This is a genomic window from Brevibacterium sp. RIT 803 (assembly GCF_016892625.1).
Taxonomy (GTDB): Bacteria; Actinomycetota; Actinomycetes; order Actinomycetales; family Brevibacteriaceae; genus Brevibacterium.
Map to the genome: position 1 here is coordinate 1,316,543 of NZ_JAFEMW010000001.1, position 16,090 is coordinate 1,332,632.

A 16,090-nucleotide genomic window follows, 5' to 3' on the forward strand; every position below is an offset into this window, starting at 1 on the left:
GGACATCATGATCCAACGCGCGAAGACCTCAGCGGCAACGGGATTCGCACAACATTTCCGGTCCAGGTGAGCAATACTGTGAGACACCACCAGTTCATGGCGGGCTGCATCCAGCGGGACATCGTCAACCCGGCGAAGGCGCCCGTTCGCACCGGAATTGCACGGAGGAATCGAGAATGACGAAGTTCGATGTTGTCGAAGCATCCATCGCATCACTGCGACAGGCACTCGAGGACGGAACCGCCACCTCGGTGGAGCTCGTCGAGTCCTACCAGGCACGCATCGCTGCCTTCGACGGACCCGACACCGGCACGAAGTTGAACTCGGTGATCGTGGCCAACCCGGATGCTCTCGCCGAGGCGGCCGCCGCCGACGAACGACGTGCCCAGGGCCAGACGCGAGGACCCCTCGACGGGATCCCGTACACCGCGAAGGACAGCTACATGGTGACCGGGCTGAGCGTGGCCGCCGGTTCCCCCGCTTTCGCCGAACTCATCGCGCAAAAGGATGCCTTCACCGTCGAACGCCTCCGCGACGCCGGTGCTATCTGCTTGGGGCTGACCAATATGCCCCCGATGGCCAACGGCGGCATGCAGCGTGGTCTCTACGGCCGAGCCGAAAGCCCCTATAGCGCGCAATGGCTGACCAGCGCCTTCGCCTCCGGCTCGTCGAACGGCTCCGGTACCGCGACAACCGCGAGCTTCGCCGCCTTCGGTCTCGGCGAGGAGACCTGGTCCTCGGGACGGGCCCCTGCCTCACACAACGCCCTCGTCGCCTACACCCCCTCTCGCGGAGTCATCTCCGTGCGCGGCAATTGGTCCCTGGTGCCCACGATGGACGTCGTCGTCCCCCACACCCGGTCGATGGCCGACCTGTGCGAGGTCCTCGACATCATCGTCGCCGATGACGCCGAAACTCGTGGCGACTTCTGGCGAGTCCAACCCTGGGTCGAGATTCCCGCCGCTTCTGCCATTCGACCCGATTCCTATGCCGCGCTGCTTCCAGCCGATGCCGAGGCAGCTCGTTCGACACTTGCCGGCAGACGCTTCGGCATCCCGAAGATGTACATCAATGCCGACCCAGAGGCCGGGACGAACCCCGATGGAGGCATCGGCGGGCCCACGGGACAGCGGATCGAAACCCGGGCCTCGGTGATCGCCGCCTGGCAGGCTGCCCGCCGTGATCTTGAGGCCGCCGGTGCCGAGGTCGTCGAGACCGATTTCCCAGTCGTCAGCAACTACGAGGGCGATCGCCCCGGTGCTCCGACGATCAGGACGCGCGGCGTCGTCAGCACCGACTACCTCGATCGGGAGATCAACGACCTCTCCGCGTGGGCCTGGGACGATTTCCTGGCCGCCAACGGCGATCCGAAGCTGTCCTCCCTCGCCGAGGTGGACGGGACGAGGATCTTCCCCCACCCGGGCGGTGCCCTGCCGGATCGATACACCGGATTCGACGATGACATCGCCGAATACCCGCAGCTGTCCAAGGACCGCCCCTATACCTCGGTGACGGAGATCCCCGATCTCGAAGACGGCATCCGAGGTCTCGAGGTGACTCGTCGGATCGACCTCGAAGAGTGGATGGACGTCAACGGCCTCGACGCGGTCATCTACCCGGCGATGGCCGATGTGGGACCGGCCGATATGGATGTCAACGAGGCTTCAGCGGACCTCGGCTGGCGCAACGGCACTTGGGTCGCCAACGGCAACCTGGTGCCACGGCATCTGGGCATCCCCTCGGTGACGGTGCCCATGGGCACAATGGCCGACACCGGAATTCCCATCGGGTTGACGATCTCAGGCCGTGGCTGGGATGACTCGAAGCTCATCGAACTCGCTGCGGCGTTTGAAGCCACCGGTGATCGACGTGAGGAGCCACCGCGGACGCCGAGGCTGTGAGTGCGAGCTCAGAGGTCCTCGGAGTCGAGAATCCCGCCCACTGCCGCGATGATCACCGCAGTCGCATAGTCTTCGTCAGCACCGTGGCCCGCCTCGTCGGCCGAGCCTGTCCAGCCGGCATTGTCGACGATGACGGCTGCCGACTCTTCGAGTCGTGCCGCAGCTCGGGCATGTCCGGCGACGAGTTCGAGCAGCACCGCGATGGCGGAGTATTTTCGTCCTTCCGGAGCCGGATGAGAGGCCAGCAGACCGATGGCCTCGTCCATCACCTCGCCGATACCGGGGCCCATCGTCTCCGGCAGCACCCCTGTCGACAGCCAGGGGTGCGCGCGGTGGAGAGCGAATATTCCGGCGGCGAATGTGGAGAGATCGGCCCGCCAGGAACCCTTTGCCTCAACTGCGGTCCGCTCTGCCAGCACCTCGTCGATCATGAGAGCGACGAGTCCGTCCCTATCGCCGACGTGCCGATAGAGGGCGGCCGGCGCGCTCCCGATCTCTGCAGCCAGGGCCCGCATCGTGACCTGCGGCAGACTCGTCCGGTCAGCCAAGGCGATGGCCGCTCGTGCGATGCCCACCCGGTCCAGGCGAGCGGGCCTGCCGACCTTTCCCGCAGTCACTGCCGCCCTCCTGCACACGGCGTGGAAGGCTCGGCGATCCAGCGTCGCAGTGACAGAGTGCTCTCGCCCTGTTCGTGCTCAGACCGCTCCAGCGTCTTCGCAATCGTGGTCGCGTCTCGGAGCATCTGTCCTGACCCGGTCACCGACTCCACGCTGGAGTGCAGTGCGCTGGGAGTCACTCTGCGATTGCTCAATGCCGGTGCTGCGACTCCGAGTCGTGCGGCGGTCCGCGCCCAGAAGAACTGATCCGTGTGCTGAGGGAATGGGACGCTCGGAATTCCGGCACGCAGGCAGGCCGCGGTGATTCCCGCACCAGCTTGGTGGATCGCGGTCGCTACCTGCGGCAGCAGCCAGGAGTGGGGCACCGGGCCCGCGGTGACAACCCGGCCGGGAGCCGCCTCGGCGAGGATGGGGCCGGCCGCACCCTGGACGATGACACGATGGCGGGTCGACGACACGAACTCGGACAGCGCATCCGCGGCTCGGCTGCCCTCTGGAACGCTGCCCATGGTCACGAGCACGGGAGGGGGCCCACTGGCGAGAAAGTCTGCGAGCTCGATCGGTGCGGTCCACTCTTCGTCGTCGACCGGCCACCAGAAGCCGTCGAGGCTCAGGTGCTGAGGCCAATCGCTCGGGCGCGGGAAGATGACGGGGCTGATGCCATGGTGGACGGGCACCGCGGCACGTGCTCGTTCGTTCAGAGTTGTGGTGAACTTCTTCTTAGGCAAGCCCAGCTGTTCCCGAACCCATGCCGCTGCAGGGACGTAGGGCGCGGGTACTCTCTGCGCCACGCGTCCGATCGGACGGTTGAGAAGGGGTCCGAAGTCGATCGCCGAAGCGATCATCGGCGGATAGGCCCGACTCGGCCTCGAGGGCTGGAGCAGTGCTTCGGCTGATGGGATGCCCAGAGCTTCGGCGATGTCGTGGCCGTAGGGCGAGATGGGATTGGTGAGCACTACGTCGATGGCGCCTGCGCGTACTGCCATGAGTGCGGCTTCAGCGTGGTCCATCATGTAGCCGCGCAGATGATCGAGGTACCCACGTACACCCGGGCCAGCGCCTCCATCCGCGGACGGAGGAGGCGTGAGGGCAGCCGTGTATCGTGCCGCGGCGCACCCGGATCGTTCCACAGCCGCCGCATAGTCGGCATGGACGACCATGGTGACCGTGTGCCCGTCGGCAATGAGGTCCACGGCGATTCTGATTGCCGGTGCAACGTCACCCCAGGACCCCGGGGCCAGAATGAGCACCTTCATGACCCTCCTCAACCGGCTCGCGCGCCGAAGTCTTATTTTGTGTACATCGTTCACTAAATAATATCAGAGCCTCGATCACTGTGTGAATAAGTCTGAAACCTTCGGGTGAACTCGCCAGATTACTGGATCGTAGCCAGCAATCGGTGGAACAGTGTTGGACATGACCGATTTCTCTATTCTCGCCGAACGCGCGTCCGCTCTACTCGAAGCCCATCATCAGGATCGCCCGATCGTCCTGCCGACAGTGTGGGATGCCTGGTCAGCCCAGGCCATGGTCAATGACGGATTCGAGGCCCTGAGCATCGGCTCTCATCCTCTCGCCGACTCCGTGGGCTCCGCGGACGGCGAGACCATGAGCCTCAGCCAGGCGCTGGCAGGGATCGCCCGCGTGTGCGGCTCCGTGGATGTGCCGGTCAGCGCCGATCTGGAATCCGGCTATGACACTGAAGCGCCGGATCTCATCGCCGGGCTCCTCGAGGCCGGCGCTGTGGGCGTCAACATCGAGGACACCATCCACAGCGAAGGACGACTGCGCAGCGCCGAGGAGCACGCCGAGTACATCGGCGACCTGCGTCGCGCCGCTGACGCGCAACGAGTGCACGTGGTCATCAATGCCCGCACCGACGTGTTCAAGAATCCCGATGATTTCGAGGATCCCACCGCCGAGGCGATCCGACGCCTCAACCTGTGCGCCGAGGCCGGTGCGGATTCCGTCTATCCCGTCAGGCTGCCGAACACCGAGACTCTTAAGACCGTACTGTCGCAGGTGAGACTGCCGCTGAATGTCACCGCCCACCCGATCAAGGGTGCCGTGCCCGACGAACTCGACCTCTCTCAGCTGCAGGACCTTGGGGTGAAGCGTGTGACCTTCGGGCCTCTGCTGCAAGCCACGATGTATGACTACTTCGCCAAGTTCACCAGGAACTGGCACTGACAACAGCCGCTGAATCCGCTGCCATCGACCACAATCACTGAGCAGATCGCCAACCGCAATGATGAGGAGCCGCAATGCCTGAGAATCTCCGCGAAGGGCAGCCAGTCTGGATCGATTACACCTGCCACGACTTCGAGTCCACAACGAAGTTCTACTCCGAGATCTTCGGGTGGACGTTCGAGGATCAGGGACCTGACTTCGGCCACTACAACATGATCACGAAGGACGGAGCAGCTGTCGGCGGCGCTATGCGTGCCATGAACATGGACGGCACTCCGAACCCGATGATTCCGGCGATGTGGACGACCTACCTTCACACCGATGACATCGCGAACACCTATGCGGCAGCACTCACCGCTGGTGCGGCCCCCATCGCCGAACCGATGTCCGTCGGACCGCTGGGACAGATGGCTGTCATCACCGATCCCACCGGTGCCGGTGTTGGCATGTGGCAACCCGGCGAGTTCACCGGGTTCGACACACCGCTCACTCCCGGGACTCCGGTGTGGTTTGAGCTCATGACGCGCGACTATCCCGTCGCGCAGGAGTTCTATCGCACCGTCTTCTCCTTCGATATCGTGGCGATGGAGGGGTTCCCGTATTCGACACATGGCGCCGATGAGAACGCCGTGGCCGGCATCTGCGACGCCAGCGAATGGACCCAGGTGTCCTTCTGGCGTGATTACATCAACGTCGAGGACACCGATGCCACCGCAACCAGGGTGGCCGAACTCGGCGGCAAGGTGCTCGCCGGTCCCGAAGATTCACCGTATGGCCGCATCGCCACCGTCACTGATCCGGAAGGGGCGACGTTCCAGCTCCAGCAGAATCCGTGAGTACTCACGCCTGAGGTCGATTCCGCCAGCAGGCGTCAGGCACGCAGTGCAAGTGCGAACGGCAGCACCGCAGTCGCCCCCGCCTGCCTGAGCAGACGTGCACCGATCGCCATCGTCCACCGTGAGACGACCTCGTCGTCGACGAGAAGCACCGCCTTTCCGGCCACTGCCTCTTCGACCTCGGGCGGGACGACGAACGCATCGTAGAGATCCTTCACCCGGAAGGCGCTGTTGACCTCGGGGCTGCCGTGGTCATGAACCTGCAGCAGCTCTCCCCCATCGATGAGTCGTCCTGCGGAGGCCAGATTCGCCGCCAAGGATCGCACTGTCGTGGGCCTGCGCGCGCTTGGCACCGAGACGACGACTTCAGGGCGGATCTCCCAGTCCCATTGGGCCAGAACCTCAAGGCACCATTTGCCGATCTGTGCGGGTACTTCGGCATCGGGAGCGTCCGGTGCGAGGAATGATCGCAGGGTCTGCCCCTGCCCCAGATCGCTGAGCCGTACGATGGCTCGGCCCTCGGCCGCCAGCTCTCCGGCGGGAATGCGGCCCTTGAGCGGGACGCCGATGTTGGCCATGCCGCTGGGCCAGGTGCTGCGCGCGTCGATGGGCAGGCCGACGCGATGCAGAGTTCCTGCCATTGCCTGCCTGTTCTCATCAGAGATCTCGGCCGACCACCACATTCCGGCGCAGTTGTCGCAGCGTCCGCAGGGTGTGGGCTCGGGGTCATCAAGTTGGCGAATGAGGAATTCCATTCGGCATTCGCCAGTGGACTCGTAGTCGAGCATCGCCTGCGCCTCAGCAGCGCGCACGGCCGCGACCTTCTCGTATCGTTCCTGGTCATAGGTCCAACCTCGGCCAGTCGAGATATAACCGCCCTTGATCTTGGTCACGGCGTCTTCAACTTCGAGGGTCTTCAGCAGCAGCTGCAGCCGGGTGCGTTTGGTCCCGACCAACGTCTCCAAGCGAGCCACGGACAGGGGGCCGTCCGCCTCGGCGAGGGACTGAAGCACGGCATTAGCGTCGGACTGATCGGGCATCGACGCAGTGGCGAAGTAGTTCCAGATCTCCTGGTCCTCAGCACCGGGCAGGAGCAGGACATCCGCGGAGTCCGTGGCACGACCGGCGCGGCCAACCTGCTGGTAGTAGGCGACGGCAGATGATGGTGCACCAACGTGGATGACGAAGCCGAGGTCTGGCTTGTCGAACCCCATTCCCAGCGCGGAGGTGGCCACGAGCGCCTTGATCCGGTTGTCTTTGAGCTGCTGCTCAAGCTCGGCCCGCTCCTCAGCATCGGTGCGGCCTGTGTAGGCACGGACCTCGTAACCCCGGTCGCGCAGAATTCTGGTGATGTCTTCGGCCGCGCTGACCGTGAGCGTATAGATGATTCCCGAACCGGTGAAATCACCGAGGTGGGAGCACAGCCAGGCGATGCGTGCGCTCGCGTCGAGTCCGGGTTGGACCCCGAGCCGGAGGGAGTCACGAGCGAGTTCGCCGCGCACGACGGTGGTGTCGTGGCCGAGCTGTTCGGCGACATCGGTGACCACCCGGGAGTTGGCGGTGGCTGTTGTGGCGAGGACAGGGGTGTTGCCCGGCAGTTCGGCCAGAATGTGTCCGATCCGCCGGTAATCGGGACGGAAGTCATGGCCCCAGTCGGAGATGCAGTGCGCCTCGTCGACGACGATGAGACCAAGGAAGGCCAGGAGTTGGGGCAGGACCTCGTCGCGGAACTGCGGGTTGTTCAGCCGCTCGGGCGAGACGAGCAGAACGTCGAGGCTGCCGGCCCTGAGATCGTCGAGGACGGTGTCCCACTCGGTGACGTTGGAGGAGTTGAGACTGGCTGCACGAACCCCGGCGCGCTGCGCCGCCGCGATCTGGTCGCGCATCAGGGCCAACAGCGGGGAGATGATGAGGCTGGGACCGGTGCCAGCCGCCCGGAGCATTCTGGTCGCTACGAAGTACACGGCCGACTTGCCCCACCCGGTCCGCTGGACCACGAGGACCCTCTTCTTCTCCACGACCAGATCGCGGATCGATTCGAGCTGGCCGTCCCGGAACTGCGCGTCGGGATTCGCAGTGAGCTCGGCCAAGATGCGCTGAGCCTGAACGGCGAATTGGTCGGCGTCGATGGTCGTTGCCCTCGGTGTGGATTCGGTCATGGCCACAGTCTAGATGTCGCCACTGACGCAGCCGCTCAGCCCTGATCCATCACCTCAGTGCGAGTTCGATGCCCAAGGTGGCGAGGACGCCGAACAGCACACCCCACAGGATGATCGAGATGATCTGCCAGAAGGCCACAGCGTTGCGGTCGGCACCGAATCCGACCATCGCCATCGAGGTGATCTGCGAAGGCAGCAGGGTCTGGCCGAGCAGGGAGACTCCGGGGACGCCGAACTTATCGAACATGCGCTTGAGCCGCTGTCGTTTCGGTGAGGATTCAGCGTCTTTGCCATTGTTCTTCGTCGCTTTGTCGCGGATTGCTCCGGCGCCGTAGACGAATGCGAGCATCGAGACCACGTTTCCGATGATGGCCATCATGATCGCGACGACCGGATTCAGGCCGATAGCGACACCGATGACGGCACCGAAATAGGACTCGACGAAGGGAATCGCGGAGACGAGGATGATGCCTGCCCATTGCAGCCAGTCGGGGATCGATCCGGCGAATTCCTGGATGCTTTCGATCATGATGGGGCTCCATTTTCATTGGTTCGGAGTCTCTGTCTATGCGCTGCACACGCGGGCCATAATCGATCTCAACGCAAGAACCCGGCTTTCCGGCACAGCGTGCTAGTACGTTGTACTATACAGAAAACGGCAATGATGCGCGAGACAGAGAGGAGTGGATATGTCCCGACGCGATGACATCATCTCTGCGGCGATCCGACTGGCCGAAGCGTCCCCTCCCGGGCAGGCCACCCTCAGCGTGCGCGCCGTCGCCAAGGAGGCCGGAATCGGCGCCTCGACGCTGCGCCACTACTTCCCCACTCAGACCGATCTGCACGAAGCCATCGCGCGCAGCTCTATGGACACCGCGGTCCAGGACTTCTCGATTGCCGACCCCGCCCTGGATCCGGCCGAGCGCCTCTACGAGTGCTGCGCGCAATTCCTCCCCACACACGAACACCGCGACATGCAACTCGAACTATGGTTCACGATGCACCTCAGCGCCCTCGGACCCGATCAACGCGCGGTCTCCCGCAGGCTCTTAGAGTACGGCCACGACTTCACATACGTCTGCCTGCAGCGCTGGCTCGGGATCCTGGCCGCCGAAGGTCATATCGACCCCGACGAGGTGGCTCCATTGTCGACAGCCATGTTCACCATGCTCGATGGCTTGGCACTGCATTCGATCATCACCCCCGAACGCGTCACCGTCGATGCCGCCCACAACCAGCTTAAGTGGCTCATCGCGAAGATGCTCACGCCACAGGACTGAGGCTCAGCCGAGGACCTCGCTCAGATCGTGGGCGAACTCTCGCGCACGCATGGGCTCGAGGCAGGCGAAACCGACGACCAGCCCCGAGACAATCGACTTCGGCTGGGACGGAAAGGACGACAAGGTCGAGACTTCCCATCCGAGATCACGCAGGTTCAGTGCCACCTCGGCATCATCGGCGACGCCCAGACTCACGTGCAGGCCGGCTGCCACACCGAGCACCGGCACATCCAGGCCGGAGGATTCCATCGCCTGCACGAGGGATCGGCGTCGATCACGGTAGACCCGACTCGCCCGTGACAGATGCCTGGCAAGGTCTCCACTGGTGATGAACCCGGCCAGCGCGGTGGCGATCACTGGGCTTGCGACCAAGCGTCGATCCCACATGAAGTCAGCGAGCTCGTCGAACATCCCTGCAGGCGGGACCGCCCAGGCGAGCGCCAGACTGGGGCTGAGCACCTTCGAACTCGTACCGACATAGACGACGCATTCACCCGCTCCTCTCATTGATCGCAGCGCCGGCAACGGCGGAACACCGAAGCGGAACTCGCCGTCGTAGTCGTCCTCGATGATGATCGAACCGGTACGGCCCGCCCACGCGATCAATTCGGCTCGGCGCGGGACTGACATCCGATACCCGAGCGGATACTGATGAGCCGGAGTGACGTAGACAAGACCGGCCTTCGAAGGGAGATCGCCGACTTGCAATCCGTCCTCGTCGACACCCACGGGGAAGACGTCGAGCCCGACGCGCACCATCTCTTCGTAGGCGGCCCCGTAGCACGGCGCCTCCATATAGCAGCGTCGCAGTCCTCGAGCGTGGGCGAGCTCCGCGATCGCAGCGAAGATATGTGCAGACCCCGGCGCAGTGACGATGGATTCGGTACTGATCCCCCGGTGGCGGCGCAGGTGTTCTGCCATCGCCGAGGCGAAAGTCGGGTTTCCGACTTCGCGAGGACTCTCGCGAAACGCCGTCTCTACCGCCGCACGCTTGACCGAGGCGGCCCACGCCCTCATGTCCATCAGAGCAGTATCGGGACGCCCGGGGCGCAGGTTTCGGCTTGTTGCAGACCACGTCGATCTGCCTGGCTTCCACGAGACAGCCTCCTGTGCAGTGGGCCCCTTCTCGCCCATGGCCTTGCCACTGAGATGACGGGGACCCGCTGCCGCGCTTGCGAAGCCCGCTGCGACACCCGCAGCAGCGCCGTTCGCAGCGCCCTCGGCCACCCTGGTCCCCGATCCTGGAAACGTCTCCAGATAGCCTGCAGCGATGAGTTCGGCATAGGCGGTTTCGACCAGGGTCCGCGAGCACGACAACTGGTGCGCCAGCGCCCGCGAAGATGGCAGCCAGTCCGCATCGCTCAGCTGCCCTGTGGAAATCAACTCGATGATCGCGTCGACCAGCGCGGCCGATCGCGGCTGGTCGAGGACGATCGGCAGATGGACCTCGCGGGGTGCCCTTGGCATGAGGGAATTCTATCGGAGACCATTCAAACTGGCTTTCAAATTTCGTGAATTCTGGCTGTTCTTGACAGTCCGGATAGATGGTTCGATAAGGACATGCTTCATGTCACCAGGAAACCAGAACGTCAATCCACCGACCTTGAAAAGCTCGAGGGGCTCCTCGACGAACAGTGGTGGGGTGTCCTCAGCATCAGCCGAGACGCACTTTCCGGCCCGGCGGTCATCACCATTCCGACGCTCTTCGTGCGCGTCGGCGACCGAATCCTCGTTCACGGATCAACGGGAGCCGGAACTCTGGGGACAAACGGCACGACGAGGCACGCCGACCCCGATGCGACCACCTCATCAGGCTCGTTCGAGGACGAAGGATCGACTCCGCCTCGGGCCCCGCTGCCGCTGTCATTGTGTGTGACGTCGATGGACGGTCTCGTTCTTGCCCATTCGACGTTCGACTCCTCGGTCAACTATCGCTCGGCCGTCGTCTACGGGCACCTCGAATCGGCTGCACCCGCCGACCGCGAGGCCCTTCTCCTGAGCTTCACGGACCGACTGGTCCCCGGGCGCAATGCCGAGGTCCGAGCCATGACCCGGAAGGAGATCGCAGCCACGAACGTCTCGGTTCTGCAGATCACGGACGGTCAGTGGGTCTACAAGGAAAGAACTGGCGACGTCGGAGTCCCGGACGAGAACACGGAGGCATGGGGTGGCGTCATTCCGTTCACCACGAGCTATGCCGAGCCCCAGACCGCCGAATGGGCGCGGGGACGCGAAATCCCAGATTCAGTGCGTCAGCTCCGGTGACATTCACCGCATCCCAGCCGCGGCACGGTGAAGGGCCTCGGTGAGTCGGCCGAGTTTCTCCGAGGCCAGATTCCAGTGGTGCCAGTAGAGCGCGATATCGATGTTCGGTTCAGATGAAAGCGGGACGAGGTCCGTGCTGAGATCGCCCAGCTGCATGATGGGGATCAGCCCCCATCCGACTCCCGCCTCGACTGCGGCCGCGAACTCCCACGAGCTGGGCACCACCGACATCGGCGGGATCGTCGCAACTCCGGCGCGCCTGAGATAGGCGAACTGGAGGTCATCGTCCTTGCCGAAGTTCACCATCGGCAGGGACCCGAGGTCCACCTCGGCGATTGATCCGCGACCAACGTTCGTGCCGTACTTCGCGAGCAGGTCCCTCGCTGCGACGGCGACGTAGCGCATCGTGCCGAGCTTCTGCACCTGGGTGCCGTAACTGCCGACCTCCGCCGAGGTGATGGTGCCCAGCACCTCCCCCGAGGTCAGCAGCGGCAGGGCCTTGTCCTGGTCCGCGACCTCGATGCGGATGGCGATATCGTCCCAGTTCGCCACCTCGGCGAAGATCGGACGAAACCAGGTCGACAGCGAATCGGCGTTGACACCGATGCGCAGCACCGTCGGAACTCGTCTTCTCTGGCCAGACGCTTCACCAGCGGCCATGCCGATGCCGTCGGGATCGTCGACGTCGATGCCGTGCAGGCGGTCCATGGTTTCGGACTCGAGAAGCTCGATTTCCCGCGCATATTTCAGGACCGCTTCCCCCGCCTCGGTGACGGTGATGGGATTCGTGCGGCGGATGAGCACCTGCCCGATGCGGGATTCGAGGGTGCGGATGCGCTGGCTCGTCGCCGACGGCGTGACGCCCAGGACGAATGCACCCCCTTCCACAGTCCCCTCGTCGACGACGGCAGCCAGAGCTTTGACGTGATCGATGTTCATGAAGCAATTGTGCATCAAATGAAGATTATGTTGTTTTTCTTATCCATTCGCGCGTCATAGTCTGTCTCCGTGCTCACTCATCTCATCAGCGGAACCCTGGCCGGTTGGTCGCTCATCATCGCCGTCGGCCCGCAGAACGCGCTTGTCCTGCGCCAGGGGATTCGGCGTGAACACCTCGGCGTGGTGCTCACCATCTGCATTCTCGCCGACATCGCACTCATCGCAGCGGGTACGGTGGGCATCGGTGCGATCGTACTGCTGGCGCCTTGGGCGCTGGAGATCCTGCGGTGGCTTGGTGTGGCCTATCTGCTCTGGTACGCGTGGGGAAGCCTGAAATCTGCGCGCGAGGCGTCGGGGCTCGAGGCGGATACACATCAGCGCAGTCTGAAGTCCATCATCGCAACGACCCTGGCTCTGACCTTCCTCAATCCTGGGGTCTACCTCGACACCGTCGTCATGCTCGGCAACCTCGCGAATCAGCAGGGGCCCGGCGGAGCATTGCCGTTCACGCTCGGTGCGATGTTCGGATCTCTCACCTGGTTCCTCGGCATCGGCTTCGGTGCCCGAGGTCTCTCCCGCTATCTTGCCAGGCCGCGGGTGTGGCAGGTCCTCGACATCATCATCGCTATTGTGCTGGTGATTCTGGCACTGCGGCTGGCGTTCGGGTGACGGTGCACTGATCCAGGCAGAGCGCAGGCCATCAGACTCGGTTGCAGAAGGGGGTGGCCGGCTGGATCGCGCAGAACACGCGAGCGCTCCGGACTGGGCTGCTCAACTGTCCGTGTCGCTCCAACCTCGGTCACCCTTCCGTCGATCACACTGGCGTCGGACAACCTGCCGTCTCCGTGCTATGTCAGTGTCGTTGTGTACCGTCGCCCCCATGGATCCTCGTATCGACCTGCCGCTGCGATCCGTCACCAAACATGCGCATTCTCCGCCAGAGCTCAGCCCATGGCTGTGTGACCTGCCTGCTGCCCGTGACTTTCTGGACGGCTTCGAGTTCGAGCGCACAACTGTCTTCGTCGGCGAGAACGGCTCGGGCAAGTCGACTCTCATCGAAGCACTGGCCACCGCCCTCAACCTTCCGCACGGGGGCGGCACGGGATGGGAGGTTCGAGACCACGCCGAGGAAGTCCCGGAGTTGAGCGAACACGTGCAGATCGTGCGCGGTGCCGCGTCCAATCGCGGCGCTTTCTTCCTCCGTGCCGAGACGATGCACGAGAACATGGCCTACCTGATGGAGATCGGCGCCGGCCGCGGCCACCACTACTCGCAGCAGTCACACGGAGAGATGTTCATCGAGATGTTGACGGGGAAGTTCATGGACTTGGGGCTGTGGGTCCTCGACGAACCGGAGAGCGCCCTGTCCTTCACTGCCTCGCTCACCCTGCTGCAGCTCATCCGAGCGCGAGATCGCGCGGGGCTGCAGACCATCATGGCTACCCACTCCCCCGTCCTCGCCCGCGCAGAGGGCGCAAAACTCGTCGAGGTCGGGGAATGGGGGTTGCGCGAATCCACATGGGATCGGCTCGACATGGTCGACCACTGGAGACGATTCCTCCAGGAACCACAGCGATACCTGCGGTATTTCGATGACGACTGACCAGTTCGCTGCCCCGGACGACGAGGACGACGGTGCGCGCCGACGCACCGCCGCCTCGGCGAAGATCAGGCCTTACAGCGAAAGACTCGGATGCAGCTGAGTCAGGGTGACCGTGCGCTTCCGGCCGCAGACGAGCATGGTTGCCACCAGACAGATCGCGGTCATCAGCAACAGGACGACTGCCGACTGAGCGGCGATGAACATGTCCCCGCCGGCGATCAGGGTCCGCAAGCCGTTGACGGCGTGCGTCATGGGCAGGAAAGGCGAGATGATCTGGAAGATGCCAGGCGCCGTCTGCACCGGATAAGTGCCTCCCGCCGAGGCGATCTGCACCATGAGCAGGACCAGGGCGACTAGTCTGCCGACCCCTCCCAAGGCCGCAACGCAGAGTTGGTGGACCGCGTGGAAGCTGGCCGCCACAAGGATCGAGAACAAAAGAGTCCACAACCAACTGCCCGCGGAGAAGTCGAGAGCAAAGGTGAGCACTCCGTAGAGCACCGCCACTTGGGCCACTCCGAACAGGAGACCGGGCACGTAGCCGGCCCAGGCGATTCGGGAGGACTTCGCCGAGGACATGAGTGCGCGGTAGGGGATCGCATTGATGACCATGTAGGTGATCATGCCGCCGATCCACAGTGCCAGGGAGACGAAGAACGCGGCGAGCCCCTCGCCGTAGGCATCCACAGAGTTGTCCTTGAGCTTATCGGCGTCGACTGGCATCGCGACGACGTCCGAGCGATTCTCGCGATCGGACTTGTCATAGGTCGGGATCTGCTTGAGGCCATCGGCCAGCTTGTCGGCGAGCTCTCCTGAACCATCGACGAGCTTCTTCGCACCCTTGTCGAGTTCATCGGAGCCATCAGCAAGCTGCGAGGATCCGTCCTTGAGGTCGGCAACGCCCGTCTTGGCCTTCTCGGTGCCGTCCTTGAGCTGTATGACGCCGTCATTGAGGTCGCCGGCGCCCTTCGCCAGGTCGCCTGCACCGGCATCGAGTTTGATCAGCCCGGAGTGCAGGTTGTCGGCTCCGGTGGCCACCTTCTGTGCGCCGTCGTCGAGTTTGCCGATCTTCTTGTCGGCTTCCCTGATCTTGCCCATGACGTCGTCGACGGCGTCCTTGACCGGATTCTCGAGATCCTTAGCCTCATCTGCCGCCTTCGACGCTCGCCCGTGGGCCTTGTCCAGATCCCCGCCGAGGTTGTCCATGTCATCGGCGAGCTTCGCGACATTCGGATCGGCGGGGTAGTCTTCGCGCAGCTGCGCAACCCGGTCATCCATATCGCCGTTGACCGTGTTCCGCGCCGAGTCGAAGTCGCCCTCCGCCTGGTTCAGCTTGGGTCGTGTTCCTTCCACGAGGTCGTCGGCCTTGTCTTTGAGGTCCTCGGCCTTGTCCGTGGCCTCGTCAGCTGTATCGCGCAGCTGGCCCGTTCCGTCGGCGACCTGCCCGGCACCGTCGGCGACCTTCTTCGAACCGTTCTTCGCCTCGGTCGTGCCCTTGGCCAGCTTATCTGCGCCGGTCTTCAGATCGCCGCTGCCCTTTTCCAGTTCACCGGCCCCTTCGTCGAGGTCACCGATGCCGTTCTGCAGCGTGCCGACTCCCTTGTCGAGGGTATGCGCACCGTCGGAGAGCTCGCCCGTTCCGTCGTGAAGATCGACGGCACCATCGTTGAGCTGCCTCGCCCCGTCGACGGCCTTTTTCGTCGAGGAATGGATGTCATTGAAGCCGAGGTAGACCTCGGTGACGTATTCGGCCGTGGTGGTCTCGTTCAGCCCTGATTTGATCTCGTTGAGGATGGTTCCTGCCATCTGCCCCACGATGAAGTTGTGCGCGTCGTCGGTGCGCAGGTTCAGTCCTGCCTGCTCTGGATCGTCTCCGCCGGTCGAGACGAGTTCCTCGGAGAAGTTCTCCGGGATCTCAAGGACAGCGAAGTACTTGCCTTCGGCGAGGCCGTCGTTGGCCTCTTTCAACGATGTCTCCTGCCAGTCGAATCCGCCTTCGCCTTTGGGAGTGATCTGGTCGACGAGCTCATCGCCTGCGTGGAGCTTCTCGCCGGACTTGTCGGAATTGCCTGATTTGCTGCCGGAGCCAGGCTTCACCGCACCTTCGTCCGTGTTGACCACGGCCGCCTGGAGCTTGTCGAGGTTGTCAGTCGGTGCCCAGTTCGAGGCCAGGTACAGACCGCCGTAGATCGCGGGAATGACGGCGACGACGATGATCGCCAGGCGAGTGATCGTGTGCCGTTTAAAGCGAGAGAGTTCGAGCCAAGGCAGAGAGAACATCGCAGAAACACCTTATTGTCGGG

The 16,090-nt window shown here is 63.8% G+C and carries 14 protein-coding genes; 7 read left to right on the plus strand and 7 right to left on the minus strand.

Annotated features, from left to right (window positions below; all coding sequences use genetic code 11):
• Positions 1-176 precede the first annotated feature (176 nt).
• Entirely contained in the window at positions 177-1,901 is a 1,725-nt protein-coding gene (locus tag JTF07_RS05970) for an amidase (protein WP_204233320.1), read from the plus strand.
• 8 nt (positions 1,902-1,909) lie between these two features.
• Here the strand turns inward: JTF07_RS05970 and JTF07_RS05975 are convergent, their stop codons facing one another.
• Positions 1,910-2,518, minus strand: coding sequence for a TetR/AcrR family transcriptional regulator (locus tag JTF07_RS05975; protein ID WP_204233321.1), 609 nt, complete (start codon positions 2,516-2,518; stop codon positions 1,910-1,912).
• Positions 2,515-3,774 carry a glycosyltransferase gene (locus tag JTF07_RS05980; protein WP_204233322.1) on the minus strand — a complete coding sequence of 420 codons (1,260 nt, stop codon included), beginning with the start codon at positions 3,772-3,774 and terminating at the stop codon, positions 2,515-2,517. Before JTF07_RS05980 ends, JTF07_RS05975 begins: the two co-directional genes overlap by 4 nt.
• Positions 3,775-3,934: 160 nt before the next feature.
• On the opposite strand from JTF07_RS05980, the gene JTF07_RS05985 reads away from it, so the two are divergent.
• Complete coding sequence (locus JTF07_RS05985; RefSeq protein WP_204233323.1) at positions 3,935-4,708, plus strand: isocitrate lyase/PEP mutase family protein; 774 nt, start codon at positions 3,935-3,937, stop codon at positions 4,706-4,708.
• 74 nt (positions 4,709-4,782) lie between these two features.
• The gene (locus JTF07_RS05990) at positions 4,783-5,544 is read left to right on the plus strand and encodes a VOC family protein (protein WP_204233324.1); all 762 of its coding nucleotides are present in this window, start codon (positions 4,783-4,785) and stop codon (positions 5,542-5,544) included.
• A 35-nt stretch (positions 5,545-5,579) separates the two neighbouring features.
• On the opposite strand, the gene JTF07_RS05995 is transcribed toward JTF07_RS05990, so the two are convergent.
• Together JTF07_RS05995 and JTF07_RS06000 are read right to left on the minus strand one after the other, a co-directional pair.
• Positions 5,580-7,703, minus strand: a complete 2,124-nt coding sequence (locus JTF07_RS05995) for a RecQ family ATP-dependent DNA helicase (RefSeq protein WP_204233325.1) — start codon at positions 7,701-7,703, stop codon at positions 5,580-5,582.
• A gap of 49 nt (positions 7,704-7,752) precedes the next feature.
• Positions 7,753-8,232 carry a hypothetical protein gene (locus JTF07_RS06000; protein ID WP_204233326.1) on the minus strand — a complete coding sequence of 160 codons (480 nt, stop codon included), beginning with the start codon at positions 8,230-8,232 and terminating at the stop codon, positions 7,753-7,755.
• A gap of 160 nt (positions 8,233-8,392) precedes the next feature.
• On the opposite strand from JTF07_RS06000, the gene JTF07_RS06005 reads away from it, so the two are divergent.
• A complete protein-coding gene (locus JTF07_RS06005) occupies positions 8,393-8,983 on the plus strand; it encodes a TetR/AcrR family transcriptional regulator (protein WP_204233327.1) in 591 nt (196 codons plus the stop codon).
• A gap of 3 nt (positions 8,984-8,986) precedes the next feature.
• Here the strand turns inward: JTF07_RS06005 and JTF07_RS06010 are convergent, their stop codons facing one another.
• A complete protein-coding gene (locus JTF07_RS06010) occupies positions 8,987-10,450 on the minus strand; it encodes an aminotransferase-like domain-containing protein (RefSeq protein ID WP_204233328.1) in 1,464 nt (487 codons plus the stop codon).
• Positions 10,451-10,543: 93 nt separating this feature from the next.
• Between JTF07_RS06010 and JTF07_RS06015 the strand changes: the two genes are divergently transcribed.
• Positions 10,544-11,248 (plus strand): pyridoxamine 5'-phosphate oxidase family protein, encoded by a 705-nt coding sequence (locus tag JTF07_RS06015; protein ID WP_204233329.1) that lies wholly within the window; start codon positions 10,544-10,546, stop codon positions 11,246-11,248.
• 3 nt (positions 11,249-11,251) lie between these two features.
• Here the strand turns inward: JTF07_RS06015 and JTF07_RS06020 are convergent, their stop codons facing one another.
• Complete coding sequence (locus tag JTF07_RS06020; protein WP_252199327.1) at positions 11,252-12,187, minus strand: ArgP/LysG family DNA-binding transcriptional regulator; 936 nt, start codon at positions 12,185-12,187, stop codon at positions 11,252-11,254.
• 69 nt (positions 12,188-12,256) lie between these two features.
• Here JTF07_RS06020 and JTF07_RS06025 point away from each other — a divergent pair, with 69 nt between their 5' ends.
• Together JTF07_RS06025 and JTF07_RS06030 are read left to right on the plus strand one after the other, a co-directional pair.
• Positions 12,257-12,856 (plus strand): LysE/ArgO family amino acid transporter, encoded by a 600-nt coding sequence (locus JTF07_RS06025; protein WP_204233331.1) that lies wholly within the window; start codon positions 12,257-12,259, stop codon positions 12,854-12,856.
• Positions 12,857-13,067: 211 nt separating this feature from the next.
• The gene (locus JTF07_RS06030; protein WP_204233332.1) at positions 13,068-13,790 is read left to right on the plus strand and encodes an AAA family ATPase; all 723 of its coding nucleotides are present in this window, start codon (positions 13,068-13,070) and stop codon (positions 13,788-13,790) included.
• 72 nt (positions 13,791-13,862) lie between these two features.
• Here JTF07_RS06030 and JTF07_RS06035 read toward each other — a convergent pair whose 3' ends face one another.
• Positions 13,863-16,067, minus strand: coding sequence for a YhgE/Pip domain-containing protein (locus tag JTF07_RS06035; RefSeq protein WP_204233333.1), 2,205 nt, complete (start codon positions 16,065-16,067; stop codon positions 13,863-13,865).
• Positions 16,068-16,090: the final 23 nt, after the last annotated feature.